The organism is Mycobacterium sp. E3198 (assembly GCF_001667015.1).
Taxonomy (GTDB): Bacteria; Actinomycetota; Actinomycetes; order Mycobacteriales; family Mycobacteriaceae; genus Mycobacterium.
Genome location: NZ_LZIS01000155.1, coordinates 10,394 through 32,108, shown reverse-complemented (window position 1 = coordinate 32,108; position 21,715 = coordinate 10,394). Strand labels below are relative to the sequence as shown.

The 21,715-nt window shown below is 70.3% G+C and carries 25 protein-coding genes, 1 tRNA gene and 1 pseudogene; 5 read left to right on the top strand and 22 right to left on the bottom strand.

The features are described from left to right. Positions 1-82: 82 nt before the first annotated feature. Positions 83-1,060: an NAD(P)H nitroreductase gene (locus A5673_RS16915; protein ID WP_068234619.1), complete on the top strand. Its 978-nt coding sequence runs from the start codon at positions 83-85 to the stop codon at positions 1,058-1,060. A 61-nt stretch (positions 1,061-1,121) separates the two neighbouring features. Continuing rightward, a complete protein-coding gene (locus tag A5673_RS16910; protein ID WP_068234616.1) occupies positions 1,122-1,556 on the top strand; it encodes a pyridoxamine 5'-phosphate oxidase family protein in 435 nt (144 codons plus the stop codon). 1 nt (position 1,557) lies between these two features. Here the strand turns inward: A5673_RS16910 and A5673_RS16905 are convergent, their stop codons facing one another. The 10 genes and pseudogenes from A5673_RS16905 to phoU all read right to left on the bottom strand — a co-directional run. Then, positions 1,558-2,958: a bifunctional lysylphosphatidylglycerol flippase/synthetase MprF gene (locus tag A5673_RS16905; RefSeq protein ID WP_068234613.1), complete on the bottom strand. Its 1,401-nt coding sequence runs from the start codon at positions 2,956-2,958 to the stop codon at positions 1,558-1,560. Continuing rightward, positions 2,948-3,424: a hydrogenase maturation protease gene (locus tag A5673_RS16900; RefSeq protein ID WP_068234606.1), complete on the bottom strand. Its 477-nt coding sequence runs from the start codon at positions 3,422-3,424 to the stop codon at positions 2,948-2,950. The genes A5673_RS16905 and A5673_RS16900 overlap by 11 nt, the downstream gene beginning before the upstream one ends. Next, positions 3,421-4,713, bottom strand: coding sequence for a Ni/Fe hydrogenase subunit alpha (locus A5673_RS16895; protein ID WP_068234603.1), 1,293 nt, complete (start codon positions 4,711-4,713; stop codon positions 3,421-3,423). The genes A5673_RS16900 and A5673_RS16895 overlap by 4 nt, the downstream gene beginning before the upstream one ends. Then, complete coding sequence (locus A5673_RS16890) at positions 4,710-5,468, bottom strand: oxidoreductase (RefSeq protein WP_068234601.1); 759 nt, start codon at positions 5,466-5,468, stop codon at positions 4,710-4,712. The genes A5673_RS16895 and A5673_RS16890 overlap by 4 nt, the downstream gene beginning before the upstream one ends. Continuing rightward, positions 5,469-6,305: an FAD/NAD(P)-binding protein gene (locus A5673_RS16885; protein ID WP_068234599.1), complete on the bottom strand. Its 837-nt coding sequence runs from the start codon at positions 6,303-6,305 to the stop codon at positions 5,469-5,471. Then, the gene (locus tag A5673_RS16880) at positions 6,298-7,407 is read right to left on the bottom strand and encodes a 4Fe-4S dicluster domain-containing protein (RefSeq protein WP_068234807.1); all 1,110 of its coding nucleotides are present in this window, start codon (positions 7,405-7,407) and stop codon (positions 6,298-6,300) included. The genes A5673_RS16885 and A5673_RS16880 overlap by 8 nt, the downstream gene beginning before the upstream one ends. A gap of 41 nt (positions 7,408-7,448) precedes the next feature. Next, positions 7,449-8,426 carry an NAD(P)H nitroreductase gene (locus A5673_RS16875; RefSeq protein ID WP_068234805.1) on the bottom strand — a complete coding sequence of 326 codons (978 nt, stop codon included), beginning with the start codon at positions 8,424-8,426 and terminating at the stop codon, positions 7,449-7,451. 110 nt (positions 8,427-8,536) lie between these two features. After that, positions 8,537-9,709 (bottom strand): cation:proton antiporter, encoded by a 1,173-nt coding sequence (locus A5673_RS16870; protein WP_068234593.1) that lies wholly within the window; start codon positions 9,707-9,709, stop codon positions 8,537-8,539. Between the two features lie 104 nt (positions 9,710-9,813). Next, the gene (locus tag A5673_RS30075) at positions 9,814-10,116 is read right to left on the bottom strand and encodes a DUF3349 domain-containing protein (protein WP_231971121.1); all 303 of its coding nucleotides are present in this window, start codon (positions 10,114-10,116) and stop codon (positions 9,814-9,816) included. Between the two features lie 3 nt (positions 10,117-10,119). Next, positions 10,120-10,752, bottom strand: a pseudogene (gene phoU, locus A5673_RS16865) (phosphate signaling complex protein PhoU); the annotation flags it as partial. Between the two features lie 227 nt (positions 10,753-10,979). On the opposite strand from phoU, the gene A5673_RS16860 reads away from it, so the two are divergent. Further along, positions 10,980-11,360 (top strand): heme-binding protein, encoded by a 381-nt coding sequence (locus A5673_RS16860; RefSeq protein WP_068234803.1) that lies wholly within the window; start codon positions 10,980-10,982, stop codon positions 11,358-11,360. A 25-nt stretch (positions 11,361-11,385) separates the two neighbouring features. Beyond that, positions 11,386-11,676: a hypothetical protein gene (locus tag A5673_RS16855; RefSeq protein ID WP_197518404.1), complete on the top strand. Its 291-nt coding sequence runs from the start codon at positions 11,386-11,388 to the stop codon at positions 11,674-11,676. A gap of 15 nt (positions 11,677-11,691) precedes the next feature. Here A5673_RS16855 and A5673_RS16850 read toward each other — a convergent pair whose 3' ends face one another. The 7 genes from A5673_RS16850 to A5673_RS16820 all read right to left on the bottom strand — a co-directional run bounded on the left by A5673_RS16850 (position 11,692) and on the right by A5673_RS16820 (position 15,794). Beyond that, a complete protein-coding gene (locus A5673_RS16850; RefSeq protein ID WP_068234583.1) occupies positions 11,692-12,042 on the bottom strand; it encodes a hypothetical protein in 351 nt (116 codons plus the stop codon). A gap of 105 nt (positions 12,043-12,147) precedes the next feature. Next, positions 12,148-12,642 (bottom strand): MarR family winged helix-turn-helix transcriptional regulator, encoded by a 495-nt coding sequence (locus A5673_RS16845; protein ID WP_068234580.1) that lies wholly within the window; start codon positions 12,640-12,642, stop codon positions 12,148-12,150. A 32-nt stretch (positions 12,643-12,674) separates the two neighbouring features. Next, a complete protein-coding gene (locus A5673_RS16840; RefSeq protein WP_068234577.1) occupies positions 12,675-13,448 on the bottom strand; it encodes an SDR family oxidoreductase in 774 nt (257 codons plus the stop codon). A 67-nt stretch (positions 13,449-13,515) separates the two neighbouring features. Further along, positions 13,516-14,460 carry an NADP-dependent oxidoreductase gene (locus A5673_RS16835; RefSeq protein WP_068234573.1) on the bottom strand — a complete coding sequence of 315 codons (945 nt, stop codon included), beginning with the start codon at positions 14,458-14,460 and terminating at the stop codon, positions 13,516-13,518. 101 nt (positions 14,461-14,561) lie between these two features. Beyond that, positions 14,562-14,942, bottom strand: a complete 381-nt coding sequence (locus tag A5673_RS16830; protein WP_068234570.1) for a DUF4267 domain-containing protein — start codon at positions 14,940-14,942, stop codon at positions 14,562-14,564. Positions 14,943-14,963: 21 nt separating this feature from the next. After that, positions 14,964-15,281, bottom strand: coding sequence for an NIPSNAP family protein (locus tag A5673_RS16825; protein WP_068234567.1), 318 nt, complete (start codon positions 15,279-15,281; stop codon positions 14,964-14,966). A 30-nt stretch (positions 15,282-15,311) separates the two neighbouring features. Then, positions 15,312-15,794 (bottom strand): DUF1772 domain-containing protein, encoded by a 483-nt coding sequence (locus A5673_RS16820; protein WP_068234564.1) that lies wholly within the window; start codon positions 15,792-15,794, stop codon positions 15,312-15,314. A gap of 98 nt (positions 15,795-15,892) precedes the next feature. Here A5673_RS16820 and A5673_RS16815 point away from each other — a divergent pair, with 98 nt between their 5' ends. After that, on the top strand, positions 15,893-16,483 hold the full coding sequence (locus A5673_RS16815) for a TetR/AcrR family transcriptional regulator (RefSeq protein ID WP_068234561.1): 591 nt from the start codon (positions 15,893-15,895) through the stop codon (positions 16,481-16,483). A 59-nt stretch (positions 16,484-16,542) separates the two neighbouring features. On the opposite strand, the gene A5673_RS16810 is transcribed toward A5673_RS16815, so the two are convergent. The 5 genes from A5673_RS16810 to A5673_RS16790 all read right to left on the bottom strand — a co-directional run bounded on the left by A5673_RS16810 (position 16,543) and on the right by A5673_RS16790 (position 21,487). Then, positions 16,543-16,619 (bottom strand) — tRNA-Met (locus A5673_RS16810). Positions 16,620-16,684: 65 nt separating this feature from the next. Continuing rightward, positions 16,685-17,296: a DsbA family protein gene (locus A5673_RS16805; RefSeq protein WP_068234557.1), complete on the bottom strand. Its 612-nt coding sequence runs from the start codon at positions 17,294-17,296 to the stop codon at positions 16,685-16,687. Next, positions 17,289-18,434, bottom strand: a complete 1,146-nt coding sequence (locus A5673_RS16800) for a glycerate kinase (RefSeq protein ID WP_068234554.1) — start codon at positions 18,432-18,434, stop codon at positions 17,289-17,291. The genes A5673_RS16805 and A5673_RS16800 overlap by 8 nt, the downstream gene beginning before the upstream one ends. Next, positions 18,434-20,122, bottom strand: a complete 1,689-nt coding sequence (locus A5673_RS16795) for an L-lactate permease (RefSeq protein WP_068234551.1) — start codon at positions 20,120-20,122, stop codon at positions 18,434-18,436. The genes A5673_RS16800 and A5673_RS16795 overlap by 1 nt, the downstream gene beginning before the upstream one ends. Next, a complete protein-coding gene (locus A5673_RS16790; RefSeq protein WP_068234549.1) occupies positions 20,123-21,487 on the bottom strand; it encodes an FAD-binding oxidoreductase in 1,365 nt (454 codons plus the stop codon). Between the last annotated feature and the right edge of the window lie 228 nt (positions 21,488-21,715).

The window sequence follows — 21,715 nt, the reverse complement described above, 5'->3', positions numbered from 1 at the left end:
GGCCCTTCGGCATCCGAATGACCCCCGCGGGCTGGGTCGAACGGCCCTGGCCGCCGGCCCGGATGACGCCTACCGTCGAGGTATGAACGCGACGCCGGACGCACCGACCCTGACAAGGGCGGTGCAGCTCGCGTGCCGGGCTCCCTCGGTGCACAACAGCCAGCCGTGGCGGTGGGTGGCCGAGGATGGCGCCCTGCACCTGTTCGTCGACCGCGACCGGACGGTGCCGGGCACCGACCGTTCCGGCCGGGAAGCGATCCTCAGCTGTGGCGCCGCGCTCGATCATGTCCGGGTCGCGATGCTCGCCGCGGGCTGGGGCGCTCAGACCGAACGGTTTCCCAACCCCAACGACCCGAACCATCTCGCGACGATCGAATTCCGTCCGGTCGAGCTTGTCACGCGCGCGCAGCGCGACCGCGCCAACGCGATCCTGCATCGCCGCACCGACCGGCTCCCGATGGGCGAGCCCACCTATTGGCACCTCTTCGAGCCCGTCCTGCGCAGCACCCTGGACGAGAGCGAGGTGACGCTCGACGTGCTCGCCGACGACGCGCGACCCACGCTGGCGCAGGCCTCCCGGCTCACCGAGGCGCTGCGCCGCGACGACGCGTCCTATCACGCCGAACTCGAGTGGTGGACTTCGCCGTTCGCGTCGCACGCGGGCGTGCCGCCCCCCGCGCTGTTGTCCGACAAGGAAAGCGGCCGGGTGGACGTGGCGCGCGAATTCCCGGTCCGGACCCACGCGGACCGGCGTCCCGAGGTCGCGGTGGACTGGTCGAAGATCCTGGTGCTGTCCACCCCCGGGGACACCCGTGCCGACGTGTTGCGGTGCGGCGAGGTGTTGTCGACCGTGTTGCTGGAGTGCACGATGGCGTTCCTGGCGACCTGCACGCTGACCCACCTGATCGAGCTCGACGAAAGCCGCGACATCGTGCGCGGCGTGCTCGCCGACGGCGGCCAGCCGCAGGTGCTGATCCGCGCCGGCATAGCGCCGCCGATGGAGGCCGTTCCCCCGCCCACCCCAAGGCGCACGCCGGACCACGTGCTGCGCGTCCACTAGCTACACTTGCACGAACCGCCAAGTGGTTGAAGAACTTTGACCCATCGAAGAAGGGTGGCTGATGTCCGGGACCGATGATGTGGTGACCATCCTGCCGGTGCACGAGTGTTGGGACCTGATGGCCGGCGTCACGCTGGGACGGTTGGTCACCAGCGTGGACGGCCAGCCCGAGATCTTCCCCGTGAACTACGCCGTCCAGAACCGCACCGTGCTGTTTCGCACCGCGGAGGGCACCAAGCTGGTCAGCACCGCGATCAACAACCGGGTGCTGTTCGAGGTCGACGACCACAACGTCGCCGAGGGCTGGAGCGTCATCGTCAAGGGCCGGGCGCGCTCGCTGCGCACCGACGAGCAGATCGAGGAGGCCGAACGCGCCCAGCTGCTGCCGTGGACTTCGACCGAGAAGACCCACTACGTGCGGGTGATGCCCGAGGTGGTCACCGGCCGCCGGTTCCGGTTCGGCCCGCCGCTGCTGGGCAGCCGCGAGCGCGCCTGACTCATCGCACCAGCCGGTGGCGCCGCGGGCGCGGCAGGAACTCCAGCGACAGCAACACCAGCAGCGCCGCCGGGATGTGGTGGGCGCAGAGCACCACGTAGCGCCGCTGCGCCAGCGCATGGAACTTGCGCAGATAGCGGTACAGCGACTCGAGCCGGATCAACGGGTCCAGCAGGTGGATCAACCGATACGCGACCCGCTGCGCCGCGGCGGGTTGGGCGGCATCGAAGATCTCCGGAAAGGCGGCGAACGCCAGCGAAAAGCGCAGCGCCCCCTTGCTTTTCGCATCGGTGATCATGTCTGCGCTGAGGCGCTCGTCGACGCCGTTCGGGGCGTCCGGGCGGCGAAACGGCGCGTCGAGGCTGACTTCTCGCCCCGCATCGGCGGTCGCGTACCGATGAAACGCCACGACCCGCCCGCGCCGGTCGCGCGCGATCGCCAGCTTGACCCCCGGGTAGCGGCCCCGCAGGGCCCCGTCGAGGTTCATGCAGAACCCGCGTTCGGTGCGCGCCGCGCGGTGCGCGGCGTAGAGCACCTCGGTCAGCTCGGCCGTCAGCGCGGCGTCCAGCTCCTGCTCGTCGACGATCTGCGTGGTGACTCCGCCGTTGCGGGTCCGCTGCACCGCCTGGCGCAGGTTGCGAAAGCGGCGCCCCCGCAACGTGAAGCGGCGGACGTCGACGACGACGTCGCGGCCGATCGGCACCGCGAGCATCTTGTGCCCGACCACGTCGTCGCGCCAGAGCCCCAGGTGCCGCTCCCCGCCGGCCAGCACGATGATCTGCCACCCCCGGCTTCGGCACATGCCGACGAAATCTGCCACCAGCGGTTCGAATTGGGCGGCGTCGCCGATCGGGTCGCCGCTGACGACGGCGAAGCCGAGCCGGGTGCGGTACGCGATCGCCGCGGAGCCCTCGGCGCTGAAGTAATAGCTCTTGCTCGAGTGCAGGGCAAAGGGCGCCAGCGCGTCGCCGGATGTGGCGTCGACGAGCGCCCAGACCCGATCCAGCAGCTCCGGTTGCGGTTTGGCCGTCGTCGGCGACATGAGCGCGAGCCCACTGACCGCGATGAGGACGTTCCCGAGCGCGCCATATGACAGGAAGTGCGCGGACACGCCCGCGCCCGCCGCGGCGGCCGCGACCGTCGCGTGCCCGGCGGTAACCGGCCGGCCCAAAAAGATGCCGCGCGCGATCAGGGCCGCCGCGGCCAGCAGCGCAACCGACCATCCGAACCGGCCCGGGGCGGCCCGCTCGTAGCCGAGGTACTCGCGCACCGCCAACAGCGCCAACCAGCCCAGGGCGCAGAGCAGGATCGCGACGCTGCCGAAGCGGGCCGCCGGGACGCCCGCGCCGACCAGGACGCGTTGGCGACCGCGCGCCGCGACCGCGCTCGCCCTAAGTCCCATGAGCGGCGACCCGCCCGATCTCGCCCACCGCCATGTCGACCACCTCGGCAACCGCGCGCTCGACGGGAGGGGTCAAGCCGACGCCATGACCGGTGTCGGCCACTTCGACGGTGAGCAACACCAGCTCGGCCGGCACCCGACCGAGCGCCTCGCCCAGGGCGTGGGTGCGCACGAGATCGATGCCGTGCGAACTCAGGCCGTCGCCGGACGCCACGTCGCCCAGGGCGCAGCGCCGGACGCGGCCGGGCGCCGGCGGCGACCCGACCGCGCCATCGATCACCACGGCGAACCGCGCCCCCGACCACGCCTGAAGCAGGCTCATCGGCTCCGCGATGTCGGTGACGACCCGAACCCCGCTCAGCCCCAACCGCTCCAGCTCGTCGGCCGCCACGATGCCGACGCCGTCGTCTCGGCGGTAGCGATTGCCAAGGCCGATAACGACTGCGTCGACGACCCCGGCCGTCATCGCCGGTCGACCGTCAGCTTCAGGAAGTGCGCCGAACACGAGATGCACGGGTCGTAGCTGCGAATCAACTGCTCGCACAACGCCGTCAGCGCGGCATCGTCGAGGGCGAGGTTGCCGGACACCAGGCGGGCCAGGTCGGCCTCGATGGCCGCCTGGTTTTGGGAGGTCGGCGGGACGATCGTCGCCGCGGAAACCAGCCCGTCCTCGCCGATCCGGTAGCGGTGATACAGCAGGCCGCGGGGCGCCTCGCTGACGCCGTGCCCTACGCCGGGCCGCGCCGGGACGTCGACGAAGGGGCGCGACGGCCGCTGGTAGTCGCCGATGATCCGCAGCGCCTCCTCGATCGCGTAGACGACCTCGACGGCGCGGACGACGATGCTGCGGAACGGGTTTCGGCATCCGCCCGTCAGCCCGGCCCGGGCGGCGGCCTGCGCAGCGACGGGCGACAGCGTCGCCGAGTTCAGCGAGAACCGCGCCAGGGGCCCCGTCAGATAGCGTCCGCCGTCGAGGGTCGCGTGCAGCGCGGTGGAGTAGGGCACCTGCGACTCGGCGACGTGCGCGGTGAAGTCGGCCACGGGAAACGACGGGCCCGCGCTGCGCGCGATCGTGCCGTCCTCGATGGGGTACCGGCCCGGCGCCGCGAGCGCCAGGAACTCGTGGTCGAGCTCGAGGTCGGGGAACTCGAAACCGGACACCCATTCGACGGTCGCCAGCGCGCCCTCCAACGCGTGGCGCAACGTCTCGGCGATCGGCTTGAAGTCTGATCGCGTTGGCACCGAATAGAATCCGCCCAGCCGCACGTTGACGGGGTGTATCGCGCGCCCGCCGACGAACTCCATCAGCTGGTTGCCCGCCTTCTTCAGCGCCAGCCCGCGCTCGACGGCCTGGGCGTGGTCGCGCGCCATCCCGATGATGTCGGGATAGCCGAGGAAGTCCGGCGCGTGCAGCAGGTAGATGTGCAGGACGTGGCTGTGGATCCATTCGCCGCAGTACAGCAGGCGCCGCAGCGCGACCAGCTCGTCGTCCACCCGGACGCCGCAGGCGTCTTCGATCGCGTTGCACGCGCTGACCTGATAGGCGACCGGGCAGATGCCGCAGACCCGCGCGGTCAGGTCGGGCGGCTCGGTGTGGGCGCGCCCGCGCAGAAAGGCCTCGAAAAACCGCGGCGGCTCGTAGATGTTGAGCTGCACGCTGTCCAGGGCCCCGTCCTTCAGCGTGACGTGCAGCGCGCCCTCGCCTTCGACCCGGGTCAGCGTGCCGACGCTCAGCGTGCGGTTTGACTCGGTCACGGGCGGCTCCGCTCGGCGTTGAAGGTGGTGACGTTGAACGTCGAGAACACCCGGTCGACGTCGCCGTCGGACATCCCGTCGCGGCGCAGCAGCGGGATCAGCGTCGCGGTCCGGGGCACCGCGGACGGGCCGAAACAGCCGAAGCAGCCGCGATGGTGCCGGGGGCACAGCGCCCCACAGCCCGCGTGCGTCACCGGGCCGAGGCACGGGATGCCCTCGGAGACAACGACGCACGTGACCCCGCGCAGCTTGCACTCGGTGCACACCGTCTTGGCCGGCAGCCGCGGTTTGCGCCCGATCAGCAGCGCCGCGAGGGTGTCGAGCAGTTGACCGCGGTCGATGGGGCAGCCCGGCAGCTGGTAGTCGACCTTGACGTGCGCCGAGGCCGGCGTCGAGGTGGCCAGCGTGTCGACGTACTCGGGCTTGGCGTAGACGACGGACGCGAACTCGGCGACGTCGGCGAAGTTGCGCAGCGCCTGCACTCCCCCGGCCGTGGCGCACGCGCCGATGGTGACCAGAACCTTGGACTGCTCGCGGATCTCACGGATGCGCTGCTCGTCGTGGTGGGTGGTGACCGAGCCCTCGACCAGCGACACGTCGTAGGGCCCGCCGACCATCGCGCTGGACGCCTCTGCGAAGGTGGCGATCTGCACCTGGTCGGCGAGGGTGAGCAGCTCGTCCTCGCAGTCCAGCAGCGTCAGCTGGCAGCCGTCGCAGGAGGCGAACTTCCACACGGCCAACGTGGTTGGGCTCATCTACAGCTCCTTCACGGCGAGCAACGGGCCGGCGACGTCGTAGCCGACGACGGGGCCGTCGCGGCACAGCAGCAGCGGGCCCAACTGGCAGTGACCGCACCAGCCCACCCCGCACTGCATGTTGCGTTCCAGCGACACCCTAATATCCCGCGCCGCAATGCCTTTGGCGAGCAAGGCCTCGGCGCCGAATCGCAGCATCGGCTCCGGCCCGCACAGGAAGGCGGTGGTGCGGGCGGGGTCGAGCGTGAGCCGGCGCAGCGGCTCGGTGACCAGGCCGACCTCGCCGCTCCAGCCCTGGACCGGGACGTCGACGGTGACGTGCAGCTCGATTTGCGGCTCCTGGGCCCACTTTTCGAGCTGGTCGACGAACACGAAATCGGCCCGGGAGCGGGCGCCGACGACGAGCGTCACCTTGCCGTAGCGGGCGCGCCCGGCCAGCGCACCCAGCACCGCGGGACGCAGGGGGCACAGGCCCACCCCGCCGGCGACCATGACCAGGTCCCGTCCGGCGGCTTCGTCGAGCCCCCAGGTGGTGCCGAACGGGCCGCGGACCCCGACGACGCTGCCCGGTTCGGCGTCGTGCAGCGCGCGGCTCACCGCCCCGACGGCGCGGATGGTGTGCGTGATCGACCCGTCGGTCACCGACGGGTCGCCGCTGATCGAGATCGCGGCCTCGCCCACCCCGAACGCGTAGAGCATCATGAACTCCCCGGGTTGCGGGATGCGCAGCGCCTCGCCAACGGGCTCCAGGCACAGCGTCGCCGAATCGGGGCTCTCCACCACGCGGCTGCGCACCCGGTACGGGACGGGCGCCATCGCCGACGCCGGCTCACTCATCGCCGGCCATCTTGTTCATCTCGGCGGTGATGTCGATGCCGGTCGGACACCACGCGATGCAGCGGCCACAGCCGACGCAGCCCGACATGCCGAACTGGTCGTGCCAGCTGCCCAGCTTGTGGGTCAGCCAATGCCGGTAGCGCGAGGCGCCGGACTGCCGGACGCTGCCGCCGCCGTGCACGTAGGTGAAGTCGAATTCGAAGCACGACGACCAGTGGCGCCAGCGCTCGGCGTGCTCGCCGGTGAGGTCGCTGACGTCCTCGGTGGTGGTGCAAAAGCAGGTCGGGCACACCATCGTGCAGTTGCCGCAGGTCAAACAGCGGTCGGCGACCTCGTCCCACTGCGGCGATTCGCGGTTTTCGATCAGCAGTTGCCGCAGATCGGTGTCCGGCATGTGGCGGCCCATGCGATGCGACGCGGCCTCGACTTCGCCACGCGCAGAGGTGATTTCGTCACCATCGGCGTCGCGGTGCGCAACCGCCGCCAGCACGTCGGCGCCCTCGGGGCTGCCGACGTCGACCAGGTAGTCCGGCGCGTCGCCCCCGAGCCGCTCCGTCAGCGCCAGGTCGTAGCCCGGCCCGGCCGCGGGGCCGGTGCCCATCGACGCGCAGAAGCACAGCCCGCCCGGCTCGGTGCAGTTCACCGCGACGACGAAGGCTTGCCGGCGGCGGCCGACGAAGGAGCGGTCCGGGTAGTCCGGGCGGCCGAGCACGCCGTCGAGGGTGGCGATCGCGGCCAGGTCGCACCCGCGCACCCCCAGGAACGCATAGCGCGGGACTTCCTCGTCAGCGTCGCCGGCCCCGTCGCGGGTGCCGGACCACATCCGCTGCCGCGGGGGGTGCAGGAACTGTTTGAACGACTGCGGGCCTGCCGAGTGGCCGAAGACCGCGTCGTCGTCGCGGCGGCGTACCCGGTAGTGCCCGGGGGCGACGTCGACGCCCCAGCCGCGCGGCAGGTCGTCGGCCGACTCGAGTTCGGCGAGCACGATCGCGTTGTCCCGCAACGTCGGACCGATCACGCGGTAGCCCCGCTCGATCAGCACCTCGACGAGGCGGTGCAGGCCGGCCGCGTCGAACAACGCGACCCGGTGGTCTCCGGTCACCGCCACATCATCCGCCTAAATCGCCTGCGCCGCTGCCGTCGCTACTCGTTCACCCATTCGACGAAGTCGGACAGTTCGCGCCGCGGCGTCGCCGGCAACGGGTCGGCGTTGATCGGCGCCCAGCCCACCCGCAGCAGCATCTGCGGGTAATCGCCCCCGCCGAAGATGTCGGTCCGGACCAACTCGCGCGTTCCGGGAATCTCCAGCGGTTCGGTGACCGGGCAGCTGGCCAACCCCATCGACGTCGCGGTCAACAGGACGACGCTGGTGGCCTCACCGGCGCGCAGCCGCGCCAGCCGGTCGTCGGTCCGCGTCCCCAGCGCGAGGACGACGGCGCTGTCGTCGGCGGGCGCCGAGTGCGGCGCCTGGGGCAGCGTGGGGCCGGCGAAGAACCGGCCCGGTATTTTCGCCGCGGGATCGGATGCCGGCGTGCTGTGGGCCGGAACCCCCGCGACCGAGGCGTAGCGCCCGCTCCACGCGGTGAGCTCCGCGAGGTAGTCGCGGTTCAGGTGCTCCGCAACGGATTCGGCGACGATCTTGTGCAGCTTGTCGAGGTCCTCGACCTGGCACAGCGTCACGCCGTTGCGGGCCGCCCGCGCGGCCATCAGCGCGATGTCGGCGACCGGCACCGGCCAGGAACTGTAGTGCCGCCGGTCGGTGCGGCGCCGCGGTATCGCCGCGGCGATCGCGATATCGGCCGCGTCGGCGGGGTACGGGGACAATTCGATCGACGCCAGGTGATTGGGCTCGTCGGGGTTCGGCAAGCGGGTCACCTTGGACAGCCACCCGACGGCCGCGAACGCTGCGACGCAGTGATGCAACGCGGTGCCGCAGCTCAAAATCAGGTCCCGGCCGTCCGGGTCGGTGTTGGGCAGTTGCCGTTCGGGGTCGGCGTACAGATGCAGGCTCGCGGCGTCGACGCGCCACCGCCACGGTTGGGTGTTGTGCACCGAGGGTGCCCGAGACGCCAGTGTCAGGACGGTCCGGACCGTGCCGGCGTCCGGAAAGCGTGCGTTCATGGCGGTTGTTCCCTTCGGGTAAAGCGTCGTCACGTCTTCCACCATCGCGCAGACTCGGCCGGTGAAACGAGAGCACGACGGCACTAGGCAAAGGGACTTTGTGCCAATCCCTAGGCCGCGGGTGCGGCGGGCTCCGGCGCCTTGACGCCCGCCTGGTGCCGCGCGGCCAGCGCCCCCGCGATGGAGGTGCAGGCGACCGTGACCAGGGCGCCGAACATCAACGCCGACGCTTCGCCCTTCACGAGCAGGTGCTCCTGGGTCCCGATGGTGGCCGCGGCCACCGGGACCCCGAGCTGGCCCGCCGACAGCACGGCGAGCGTCAGCGGCTGGCCCAGCAACCTTCCCGCGCAGTGCGCCACGACGGCGCCCAGCCCCAGCCCGATGCCCAGCAGGATCAGTATCGGGTGCGAACCCAACTCCCGCACTTGCAGCGAGGCGCCCAGCCAGACGAAGAACAGCGGGCTGAAGAACCCCTCGGTGATGCCGAACAACTGGCGGGCCAGGCGGTGCGGTTCGCCGACCAACGCGATCACCAAACCCAACGCGAAGCCCGCCAGCATGATCGACACGTGGGTATCGGAGGCCAATGCCGCCAGCGTGAACAGCACGACCAGGTTCGTCCGCAGTTCCAGCGCGAAGCGGCGCTCCTCGGAGTACCGGTGCAGCCGCCGGCGCAGGCCCCGGCGGTCGGCCACCCGCAGCGCCACGAACAGCACCAGCGCGCAGGCCGCGATCGCGAGCCCACCGAGCGCAGCGATCGGCGCGCGCTTAAGGTCAATCACCAACGGCAGCAACACAATACACGCCGCGTCGGCGATGGCGATCTGTACGGTCACCGACAGCACATCCGGACCCCGCAGCCGCAGCGAATCGATCACCGGCAGGGCCAGCGCCGCCGACGAGGAGGCCATCAGGACCGCATACAGCGCCGCGTGGCCCGTATGGAAAGCCGCCGCCAGCCCGACGCCGATCCCCGCCGCGACGGCGCCGATCACGACCGCCCGCAGCAGCGCCCGCGGCGCGGCCGCGCGCAGCTTGGGATCGCGAACGGGAACGTGGGTCCCCACCACGAACATCACCAGCGCGAAGCCGATGTTGGCCAACAACCCAAAGGTGGGGTTGGCGTCGTCGACGACGCCGAAACCGGTCTTGCCGACGATGAGGCCCGCGGCCAGTTCGCCGATGATGACCGGGATTTGCAGGCGCGGCAGCGACGCCAGCAGCGGACCGGCGAAACCCACCGCGGTCAGCAGCGCCAGCGTGTGGAAGCCGAACCCATGCACGTCAGCGGCCCTTCCGCGCGGTCAGCACCACGTCATTCTGCATCCCGGTTCGCCGCGGGCAGGCGAATGGCGCCGGAGAGTCCTACGACCGCCTGTTCACGGCCCTAGGCCCCATACTCGTCGCTCACCGGCCATCCGCACATCTCGAGATGCCGCTTGACGCGTTCGACCTCAGCGGGTGCGGGCATCTGGTCCGTAATCTTGCTGATCATGACCCGGATAGTCGTTGCGTCCACGGGCACGTCGCCGTGCTCGACGAGCTCCGCCGCGATCCGCATGACCTCCCGATCGGCCAGACGCCGACGCAGCAGCGCCAGCAACGGGAAGGTGTCGGTCGCCGGTATCCCCTCCGGGTAGCCGGCGCGCACGAACCCCACGATCCGCCCGATGACCCCGGAAACAGACATCGGCTCTCCTCGGGCCTGAAAGATGACGCGACGTCCGATCTCGACGGCGTGGTCGGCGAAGCGTTCGTAGTACCGGCCGAGCAGGGTGACGTCGACGGTGGCGGCCACGCCATGGTTCCACGGCTTGTCGATCATCAAGGTGAACAGCTGCCGGTGCAACCCGTCCATGGCGTCGTCGTCGCGCCGCAGTCGGGCGGCCGCGACGGGGTCGCGGGACCGCACGGCGTGTCCGGCGATGTTGCTGAGATCGGCGGCGATGCGGCCCATTTCGGTGAAGTGATCGATCGCCTCGTCGGGCACGGCGCGCGCGGGGTAACGACGGCGGGCGATTTCTGCCACGTGCGATGCCAGCACACCCATGCGCTGGGCGTCGGCGACGTTCTTCAGGTCGCCAACGACCACCCGAAGGTCACCGGCCACCGGGGCCTGAAGCGCCAACAGTGCCAAGGCCTTCCGTTGGGCCTGGGCGCCGTGACGCATGATCTTGTCGTGGTCGTTGAGCACGCATCCGGCCAGCGACCCATCGGCGTGCAGCAGCGCGTGCGTAGCGCGCTGCATCGCACCGCCGGCCCGCGCGCACAGGTCGGCGACGGAGGCCGTCAGCGCCTCGAGTTGCCGATGGAACGCGGTCCGCATGTGCGCCCACACTAAGGCGGCCATTGCTGCGCGACAACGGCTTTGGCCGGTGACAGCGCTCGTTGCCAAACCTCGACCCGCCGCTCGGCACTGTCGGCGGGCACCGGGCGCTGAGGCCATTTCCGCTGGTAAACCTCTACCGGAATCGACGCGCTTGGCAGAAGATGGTGTATGCGCACGGCGGCAACCGCCGCCGTCGGGTCGATGACCGGATGAAGGAGCCCGCCATGTTTCTCCCACTCTGCTTGTCAAGCCGGCTGATGGTCGGCGCGATCGGAGCAGGCGCGGTCTTGTGTGCGAGCGCCGCGACCGCCGCGGCCGATACGTTGCCCCGGCCGGCCAACTGCACGGCCGCCGACGTGGCCGGTGTCGCTGCGGGCGTCGCGGCGTCGCTGTCGACCTACCTGTTCACGCACCCGGACGTCAACGGGTTCTACACCGGACTGCAGGACCGTCCCAAGGACCAGATCCGCGACGACGTGCAGAATTACTTCAACGCCAACCCGCAAGAGCAGGCCGACCTGGAGAACATCCGTCAACCGCTGGTCGACATCCGGCAGCGCTGCCAGTGGACCCCACTGGCCGGGGAGCCCGGCGCCACGCCCTAGGCGGTGCATGGGAAGGGAGATGACCATGAATCTGTCGGTGCGATCGTGGGCTGTCGCGGGGATCGCGACGTTGGCTCTCACGGCGATCCCCGAAATGTACGCCGTCGTGCAGCCCTCCGGTGTGGCCAACGCCGACGTCTGCGCGAGCGTCGGCCGGCGCGTTTCGGTGAGCGGATGCACGAACGTGGCCGACACGGTCGACACCTACGCGCCGCCGCCGGGCGACTATGCGCCGCTGCCGCAGGACTTTCCGCCGCCGAACGTGAGCGTCTGCGCCGGGGTGGGCCGGCGGATCCATGTGAGCGGCTGCACGTAGCAGCGGCGGCCGGGCCTAGTCGTCCGAGTCGTCGGAGTCCTTGTCGTCGGAATCCTTCTCGCCGGAATCCTTCTCGTTGGAGTCCTTCTCGTTGGAGTCCTTGTCGTTGGAGTCCTTGTCGTCGGAATGCTCGGACTCGTCGGTGTTTTCCGACTTGTCGGAATCCTCGGACTGGTCGGTTGTCTCGGACTTATCGGACTCGTCGACCTTGTCGGCGAACTTCGTCAGGAGCCCAGCTAATGCACGGGCCTCCTGGGGCGCCAACAGATCCTCGAATACCTGTTTGTCACCGTCAGAGATGCGCTCAAGGCACACGGCGTTGCTTTTGACGCTGACGTCCCACCGGCCCTCCTCTTGACTCGCCATGCGATCCGCCTTCCGAAGCTGACTTGTGTTTGGCCGCCCGATTACTGGGTTAGGTACCCATTTCCGCCGCCCGCGCAACCGCCACGATGTCGGGGATCGGTGGCGTCAGTCGGCGCCGGAGCGGCGACCGCGCGGAGCGGCGGAGCGGGGCGGCCGGGAACGCATGTGGTCGCGGGCGCGGCTCATCACCTCACCGAGGGTGCGTACGTCGCGCTCGGAGAGCGAGTCGAACAGCAGGTCGCGCACCACCTCGATGTGGCCGGGCAAGACCTTGGCGACTCGGGCACGGCCCTTCTTGGTGATGGTGACGACCGTGGCGCGCTGGTCGTCGGGCGAGGCCGCGCGGGTGATGAGGCCTTCCGTTTCCAAGAGTCCGGCCTGATGCGTCAGGCCGGAGCGGCTGTACACGACGCCGTCGGCCAGGTCGGTCATGGTGAGGGGGCGCTGCGCGTCGGCGAGTTTGGCCAGGATCTCGAATTGCACGTAACTCAGATTTCCGTCGGCCTGGAGCTGCTGGCGCACCTCGTACTGCAGCAGGCTGACGGCCTCCATCAAGGCGAAGTAGGTCCGCAGCTGGACGGGGTTGAGGGCCTTGGCCACGCCTCGAGAATAGTGCTTCGATGTCGAAGTGTTCAGCGATAGCGCGTGGCGAGTTCCGGGCGTTGCGCGCCGAAGGCGGCGAGGTCGGCCTGGAACACGGCGTCCAGGAGGCTGGCGTCCTCGACGCCGGGGGCGCAAACCGTCTCGCCCAGCTGCAGGCCCCGCAGGCTGGCGGTGACGACGTCGTCGGCGCTCATCCGGGGCACCGCGCTGAGGTCCATGTTCTGACGTTCGTGGAACTCGGTCGCCACCACCCCGGGGCACACCACCTGCACGGCGACCCCGGTCCCTTCGAGCTCGGCGCCGAGGGTCTGCGACATCGCGACGAGGTAGGCCAGGGTGCCCCCGTAGACGGCGCGGCGGGGCAGCTGGGAGTGCGGGGCGGGACCGCTGAAGGCGATCATGCCCGCCATGTTGACGATCGCGCCCGTGCCGCGCTCCAGCATTCCGGGGACCGCGGCGCGGGTAAGCATCGTGGGCGCAAGGACTTTCACGTTCACCAGTTCGGCGGCCTTGCCCGCCGGGAGCTCGGCCAACGGCATGTAGTGGGCGACCCCGGCGTTGTTCACCAGCATCGTCAGCGGCTCGGACGCGCAGATCTCGGCGACCCGGTCGACGTCATCGCCGTTCGCAAGGTCCGCGACCTCGGCTCGGACCGTCACGCCCGGGTGGGCGCCGGCGAACTCCGCCAACCGCTCCGCACGCCTGCCCACAATGATCAGGTCATGGCCTTCGGCGGCGAGGCGTTCGGCGTACGCCCGGCCGATTCCCGAGGTGGCGCCGGTGACGAGTGCGAGCTTGTCCATGGGCTGTTTCCTTTCGGGTGGGGCCGTCCCGGCGACGGCCCCACCTCAGTGTGGTTGTGGCAGTGCGTTACTGACCGGCGGGGACGAGGATGGTCTTGCCGTGCAGGCGCCCGGCGTCGGAGGCGGCGTGCACGTCCGCGGCCTGCTCCAGCGGGCGGCGGTCGGCGACCTCGATGCGCAGCTGCCCCTCGTCGACGCGACGGACCAGCCCGGCGAGCTGGCTGGCGTCGCTGCGGACGAAGATCCGCTGCGTGCGGACTCCCCGCCCCGGATTGTCGGGCCCGAAAACCATGGTGCCGACATGGAATCCGCCGTCGGCGACCACGCCGATGAGGGCCTCGGTCTGCTCGTCGGTGGTGCTGACCAGGTTGAGCACCGCGTCGAACGGCGCACCCTCGACGTCGATCGGCGAGTGGGCGTCGTCGACGTAGTCGACGATGCGGTCGGCACCCAAGCCACGCAGCCGGTCGGCGTCGCGCGCCTTGGCGGTCGCGGTGACCACGGCGCCGGCCTGCTTGGCCAACTGAATCGCGTAGCCGCCGACCGCGCCCGAGGCGCCGTTGATCAGAACCGATTGGCCGGCGGTGAGTCCGGCGATCTCGAACAGCGCCTGCCACGCGGTCAACGCGGCCTCCGGCAGCGCCGCCGCGTCGGCCAGCGGCACCGTCGTCGGTGCGGCGGCCAGCAATTCGGCCGGCACCAGCGCGTACTGGGCGGCGGCACCGTCGGCGTCGAGCGCCAGAAACGCCACGACGGCGTCGCCGACGTTCCAGCCCGTGACGCCCTCGCCGAACTCGGCGATGGTCCCCGCCACGTCGACGCCGGGAATGTGCGGGAAGCTGATCGTGTACACCTCGGCCAGGTAGCCGCCGCGGATGCCGGCGTCCACCGGGTTGAACGAGGTGGCGGCCACCTTGACCAGCACCTGCCCCGGGCCCGGCACCGGTCGCGGGGCCTCCTCGTACCGCAGCACGTCGCTGTCGCCGTACTCGTGGTACCGCACTGCCTTCATGGTGTCCCTCCTCGGTCTCGGTTGCTTCGACTTCGAAGCGGTTACGCGCCGTGCAACTCGCTTCGATGTCGAAGCAATTCCCGGGTGTTGGGAGATCGTGGTCACACGAGCAGGAGCGCGGTCGTGACGAGCATGACGGCGGCGGTCCCGCCGTGGACGCCCCAGGCGACCGACCTGGAGCCGCCGTTGCGCAGCACGATGGCGGCGTCGGCGATCGGGATGATGGTGGCGGCCAGCATCACGCAGCCCACCAGGTGGGTGGCGCCCGCGATCATCAGGATGAGGACGAGCAGCCCGGTGGCGATGTCGCGGATGCCCTTGACGCTCAGGTAGGCGCCCGCACCCGGCCGGTCCAGATCGGGCAGCACGCCGTAGCCGGCGGCGGCGACGCGCGGCGCGACGAGGAAGCGCGCGCCGATGAAGATGATGGCCGCGGCGAGGATTCCGGCGAGGACGTAGCCGGTGGTGGCGGTGATGGTCATCTCGAGCCCTTCTGGGTGTGGTTACTGAATCGGCGAAAAAGCCGTCGGATCAAGCAATGTCGTCCGGACGTCGACGATGTCGGCGACGTCGAAGCCGGCCATGTCCGCGGCGAATTCCGGGCTGGCCACGATGTGCCGCGTGAGTTGGTCGGGGTCGGCGCCCTCCGGGTAGCCGATCAGCGCGACGAGTCGGTTCGCGTCGCCCCCGAGCTCGGTCCACACGCCGTGCGTGGTGACCCCGAACGTCTCGAACGTGGCCAGGTGCCGCGCCCAGTGCACGACCGCGTACCGCCTCAATGCTTCCGGCGATCGCAGGGTGTAGGTCCTGAGCTGAAACATCGAAATCTGTCTTGTTGCAATGAGATTGGGTTAAGATCGGCTCCACAGCACCGCGCAGAGGGCCGCCACGGCCAGGCCCTGCAGCATCGCGCGAGCGTTGATGATCGAGTCCCACTTCGCTTGCAGCACGCGCCCGTTCGGCAGTGGCCGTCCGGCTTCGGCGGCCGCGGTCAGTTGCCGATTGATGGGCGCGCTCACCTGCGTGTAGAGCGCCAGCCAGATCAGCAGAAGGGCCAGGGCGGCGCCCGCCGGGATGGCCTGCGCCCAGTGCGCGCCGACCGCGGCCAGCACCGTCGTCACCGCGGCGGCGACGACCCCGAGCACCCCCGGCACCGGCATGCGCCGGTCGCCGTAGCGATGCACGTGCCCCGTCACCGCGACCAAGGCGCCGTCGTCGACCAGCGCCAACGCCGGTCGCAGCACCATCGCGCAGAAGACGTCGGTTCCGTAGACCACCGCCGTTCCCAGCACCGCGACCAACGCCGCGGCGCGGGTGATGTCGTCCAAAGCCATGTTCCCAGCTCCCCTCTCGTAGGTGTTAGCAACGCTAACCCCTCGGCGGAAGTGCGTCAATAGCGTTGCTAGCTTTTCTAGCCTTGATACGATGAGGCATGGCCATTGAAGATCGTCGTGAGCGCGAACGCGCCGCCCGACGACAGCTCATCGTCGGGACCGCGCGCCGGCTCGCCGAGGCCGAAGGGTGGGAGGCCGTGACCACCCGGCGGCTGTCCACCGAGATCGAGTACAGCCAGCCGGTGTTGTACAAGCACTTCGCCGGCATGGAACAGATCGCCGACGCCGTCGCCCTCGACGGGTTCGCCGAACTCGCCGGGGTGATCCGGGCCGCCCGCTCCGGCAGCGACGCCGCCGGAGACACCCTGACCCGAATCGCCAACGCCTACCTGGATTTCGCCCGCGACAACCCAGCCGTCTACGACGCCATGTTCACCCGTACGACCGGCCTGCGCTTCGCCGCCGAGGACACACCGCGCCAGCTGATCGACGCCTTCGCCGCGTTGCATCAAGCGGTCGGCATGGTCGGCGCCGACCAGGACACCGACACGCTCACCGAGGTGTTCTGGGCCGCCCTGCACGGGCTGGCCACCCTCGGCCGCACCGGACGGCTGCGCCCCGAGTACGACGCGGCCCGTGTCCAATTGCTCGTCGACGAGTTCACCGGCGGACGGGAAGGGGCGCGCTAAGGCGGGGCGCCGACGCCAGAAAAATGGCCCCAGGAGTTTCCTCCGGGAGCCATTTCCGCTGGTAGCGGGGACAGGATTCGAACCTGCGACCTCTGGGTTATGAGCCCAGCGAGCTACCGAGCTGCTCCACCCCGCGTTGGTAAATGACAGGTTACCGAACGCACGTCGCGGCGGCCAAATCGCTGCCTGACCAGCTCGTTCTCAGCGGCGCACGCGCGCGGTCAGTGCGCCGAGGCAGCGGAAGTCGCCCACGGGCTGCAGGCCCACCACCAGCCGCCCGTCGATCAGCCAGGCCGGTGTGCCGTCGACGCCGCGGTGCCGCGCCACCCACTCGGCCTGCCCGACGGACATCGCCGCGCCGCCGTCGGCCAGGGCGGCGTGCAGCCGGCCCACGTCGACGCCGGCCACAAGGGCGTGCCGGTCGATCACCGCCTGGTCGTCGATGTCCTCGCCGAAAACGAAGTGCGCGTCGAACAGCCGCCGGTGCAGTTCACCGAACGCGTCGGGCTCGTTGAGCCGCGTCCACTCCGCGGCCGCCAAAGCCCTTCGGCTGTGCGGTATCCGCCTCGGCCAGCGCAGCGGCATCGCCACCGCGCGGGCTTGGCGCTCGATCATGGCGTGCCTGGGCCCGTGGCCGAACCGCATCGGCAGGCCACCGGTCGGCATGCCCGGGTGCGCTTGAAACGGCAGCAGCACGACGTCGAACCCGGCCTCGACGAGGATCGCGGTCCGGTGCTGCGCGAGGTAGGAGAAGGGGCACACGAAGTCGTACCAGTGCAGCACCGTGCGGTCGTCGTAGTAGGTCTCAGTCATGGTTTCCTCCCTGGCGCGGCGTGGATTCACGGATCAGCGCTTCGGTGACCCGCGCGAGCAGGTTGGCGGCGTCCTGTGTGCAGCGCCGCGGATCGGGCTCGAGCTCGGTCAGGGTGCGCACCGCGGCGAAGCCGGCCGAGCGGGCCTGGGCGCTGGTGAGGGTGGACACCCCGGCGATGGCGAAGGTCGGCACGCCGTGCTTGTGAGCGCACCGGGACACGCCGACGGGCGCCTTGCCGCGCAGCGATTGCACGTCGAGGGACCCCTCGCCGGTCACCACCACCTTGGCGCCGGCCAGGTTTCGGTCGAGCCCGATGAGTTCGAGGATCATGTCGATGCCGGGCCGCATGCGCGCGCCCAGCACGGACAGCGCCGCGAATCCCACGCCGCCCGCGGCGCCGGCGCCCGGTTGGTTGCGGCAGTCGGTGTGGGTCGCCCGGTCGACGAGATCCGCCCACCGGGACAGGGCGCGGTCGAGGGCCGCGACCTGGTCGCCGTGGGCGCCCTTCTGGGGCCCGTAGACGATCGCGGCGCCGTGCGGTCCGCACAGCGGGCTGTCCACGTCGGCGGCCAGCGTGAAGGCGCTCTCCCCGATGGCGGGATGCAACCCGCTCAGGTCGAGGTGCGCGGCGTGCGCCAGGCCGCAACCACCGGGCGGGATCGGGTCGCCGTGGCGGTCAAGGATTTCGGCGCCGAGCGCGACGAGCATGCCGGCGCCCCCATCCGTGCTCGCGCTGCCGCCGACGGTGACGACGATGTCGCGGCAGCCGTCGTCGAGCGCGAGGCCGATCACGCTGCCCAGCCCGTAGGTGGTGGCCGTCATCGGCGCGGGCGACGCCGCGGGTAGCCGCGGGGCACCGCAGACGTCGGCCAGCTCGATGACCGCGCGCGCGCCCCTCCGCGCGTAGGCGGTGTGCACCCGCGCACCCGTTGGTCCCGTGACGTAGGCGGGCATGCGCTGAAACCCGGCGGCCAGCACCGCATCCCGGGTCCCCTCCCCGCCGTCGGCGACGGGACAGGCGACGGTGGTCGCGTTCGGATCGGCCCGCCACACGCCCTGCGCCATCGCCCGCGCGGCCTCGTCTGCGCGCAACGATCCCTTGAACTTGTCGGGCGCCAGGACGATGTGGCCGCCCATCACACGACCATCCAGCCGAGCCACGAGGTGCTCTGCAGGTACACCAGGACACACATCAGGGCCAGTAGGAACAGGCTCCACTTGAACACCTTGCGGAACAGGTCGCCTTCCTTGCCCTTCATCTCCACCGCGGCGGTGGCGATGACCAGGCTCTGCGGCGAGAGCATCTTGCCGATCACGCCGCCGGACGAGTTCGCCGCCGCCAGCAGGGTCGGGCTGAGGCCGGCGGCGTGCGCGGCGCTGACCTGCAGCACCCCGAACAGCGAGTTCGAGGAGGTGTCCGAGCCGGTGACGGTGACCCCGAGCCAGCCGATGATCGGGGCGACGATGCCGAGCAGGCCGCCGGCGCCGGCGATCCACAGGCCCAGCGTGGTGGTTTCGCCGGACAGGTTCAGCAGGTAGGCGAGCGCCAGCACCAGGCCGACGGTGATTGCGGCGCCGCGCAATTGGATCGCCGCCTGCGCGTAGGCCCGTGCCGCCTGGCCGACCGACGTGCGCAGCACGACCATGGTGAGCAGCCCGCTGACGAGCAGCAATGTGCCTGCGGCAGACAGGAAGTCGAGCTTGTAGATCATCAGCGGGGACGCCTTGTGCGCCGCGTTGGCGACGTGCAGGCCGGGCCAGGCGAAGCTGGTGCCGCCGTGCTTGAGCAGCGCGGTGAACGGCTTCCACATCGACAGCGAGAAGATCGCGGTGACCATCACGTACGGCGCGTAGGCCAGCAGCACGTCCCTGCGGGAGTCGGCCACCTCGTCGCGCACCCCGCTCGCCGCGTGGGCGGTCAGCACCGCGCCATCCGGACGGCCCACCGGCGCTGCGGCGCTTGGGGTTTCGTGCGTGAGCGCGACCTCCTCCGTCGCGCCCACCAGTGGCGCCTTCGGGCGCCAGACCCGAAGCAGCAACACGATGGAACCGGCGCTGATGATCGACCCGGCGATGTCGGTGAGCTCGACGGAAAAGAAGTTCGAGCACAGGAATTGGACGATCGCGTAGACGCCGCCACCCATCGCGGCCGCCGGCCAGGCGTGTTTGAGGCCGGCGCGGCCGTCGACCATGAAGATCAGGATGAACGGGACGATGCAGGCCAGGATCGGGGTTTGCCGACCGACCATGGCGCCCAGCGTGTCCAGGGGCAGCCCGGTGACCCCGGACAGCGCGACGATCGGGATGCCCAGGGAGGCGAACGCCACCGGGGCGGTGTTGGCCACCAGCGCCACGGCGGCGGCCTTCAGCGGCGAGAACCGCAGCGCGACCAGCATCAGCGACGTGATGGCCACCGGGGTGCCGAAGCCGGCCAGGCCCTCGATGAGCGCGCCGAAGCAGAACGCGACGATGACGGCCTGGATCCGCTGGTCCGGGGAGATCGACGCCATGGACCGGCACAGCACGTCGCGATGGCCGGTCTGGACGGTCAGGTTGTAGATCCAGATCGCGTTGAGTACCAACCACATAATGGGAAACATCCCGTAGGCGAACCCGAGCACCGCCGAGTCGGCGACCTGCGCGACGGGCATGTGATAGACCCCCCACGCGATCAGCGCCGCCGTGCCGACGCCGACGGCGGCGGCGATGGGCGCGCGCACCCGAAGCCCGCCGAGCAGGACGAACATGATGACCAACGGCACCGCCGCGACGGCGGCGCTCCAGCCGAGGGAATGGGCGACGGGGGTGTAGTCCGGCTGGAACATCTAGAGCACCGCCCCCGGGTTGAGGATGTTCTGCGGATCGAGGGCCCGCTTGATGCGGCGGGTCAGCTCCATCACGTCGGGTCCCACCTGATCCGGCAGCCAGGCCTTCTTGAGCCGGCCCACGCCGTGCTCACCGGTGATGGTGCCGCCGAGTTCGATTGCCAGGTGCATGATTTCGCCGAACGCGAGGTGCGCGCGGCGCGACTGGTCGGGATCGGCGGGGTCGTGCACGATCAGCGGGTGGGTGTTGCCGTCACCGGCGTGCGCGATGACCGCGCAGACGATGTCGCGTTGCATGGCGATGGCCTCGATCCCTTCCACGAGCGCGGGCAGCGCCGGCAGCGGCACGCCGACGTCCTCGAGCAGCAGGTCGCCGAGGCGCTCGACGGCCGGGATGGCGAACCGTCGCGCGGCGGTGAAAGCCTCGCCCTCATCCGGGTCGTCGGTGGCGAACACGTCGGTGGCGTTGGCGTGCGTGAAAGCCTGTGCGATGAAGGTCATTTCGCTCTCCCGGTCGCCGGGCGAGTCGGACTGGGCGATGAGCATCGCGCGGGCGCCGAGATCGAGGCCCATCTTGAGGTGGCTTTCGACCGCGGCGATCGCCGTGTGGTCCATGAACTCGAGCATCGCGGGCCGCATGACCCGGGTGATGCTGCAGACCGCGTCGGTGGCGTCGCGCACCGAGGAAAAGGAGGCCACCACGGTGCTGGCGGGCGGCTGCGGCGGCAGCAGCCGCAGGGTCAGCTCGGTGATGACGCCGAGCGTCCCCTCGCTGCCCACGAACAGCTTGGTCAGCGACAGCCCGGCCGAGTCCTTGAGGCGCGGCCCCCCGAGGCGCACCACCGTCCCATCGGCCAGGACCACTTCCAGACCGAGGATGTAATCCGTTGTGACGCCGTACTTGACGCAGCACAGGCCGCCCGCGTTGGTGGCGGCGTTGCCGCCGATGGAACAGAACTCGAACGACGACGGGTCGGGGGGATACCACAGACCGTGCTCGGCGACCGCCCGTTTGACCTCGGCGTTGGTCAGCCCCGGCTGCACCACCGCGGTGCGCGTCACCGGGTCGACGTCGATGCCGCGCATCAGCTCGGTGGTCAGCACGACGCCCCCGTCGACCGCCGTGGCGCCGCCCGACAAGCCGGAGCCCGCGCCGCGCGGCACCACCGGTACCCCGGCCGCGCTGGCCCAGCGCAGCACGGCCCGAACGTCGTCGGTGCCGCGGGCCCGCACCACCGCCAACGGGCGCCCGGCGTCGGGATCCTTGGCGCGGTCCTGTCGATAGCCCTCGGTCACGTCCGGGTCGGTGAGCACGAGCAGGTTCGGGATGCTGGTGACGAGGTCACGTTCGTCGAGTGCCGTCATGGGCGATTCCATTTCGTATATTGGAATTGTTATTTCGCTTGAGTCACGGTGGCATGGCTCACGTTTCGCTGTCAAAGGAAACCCGTGTTGTCAGTAGCGGTTTGGGCGAACTACGCGGTCCCTGAACAGGCTTCACGCAAAATTTGCGGATGCGGCGGTTGACAATTCGCGCGGGGAGGGCCTTCACTGATTCCGTAATTCGGCTACATTATTTCGTATTGCGGAAGG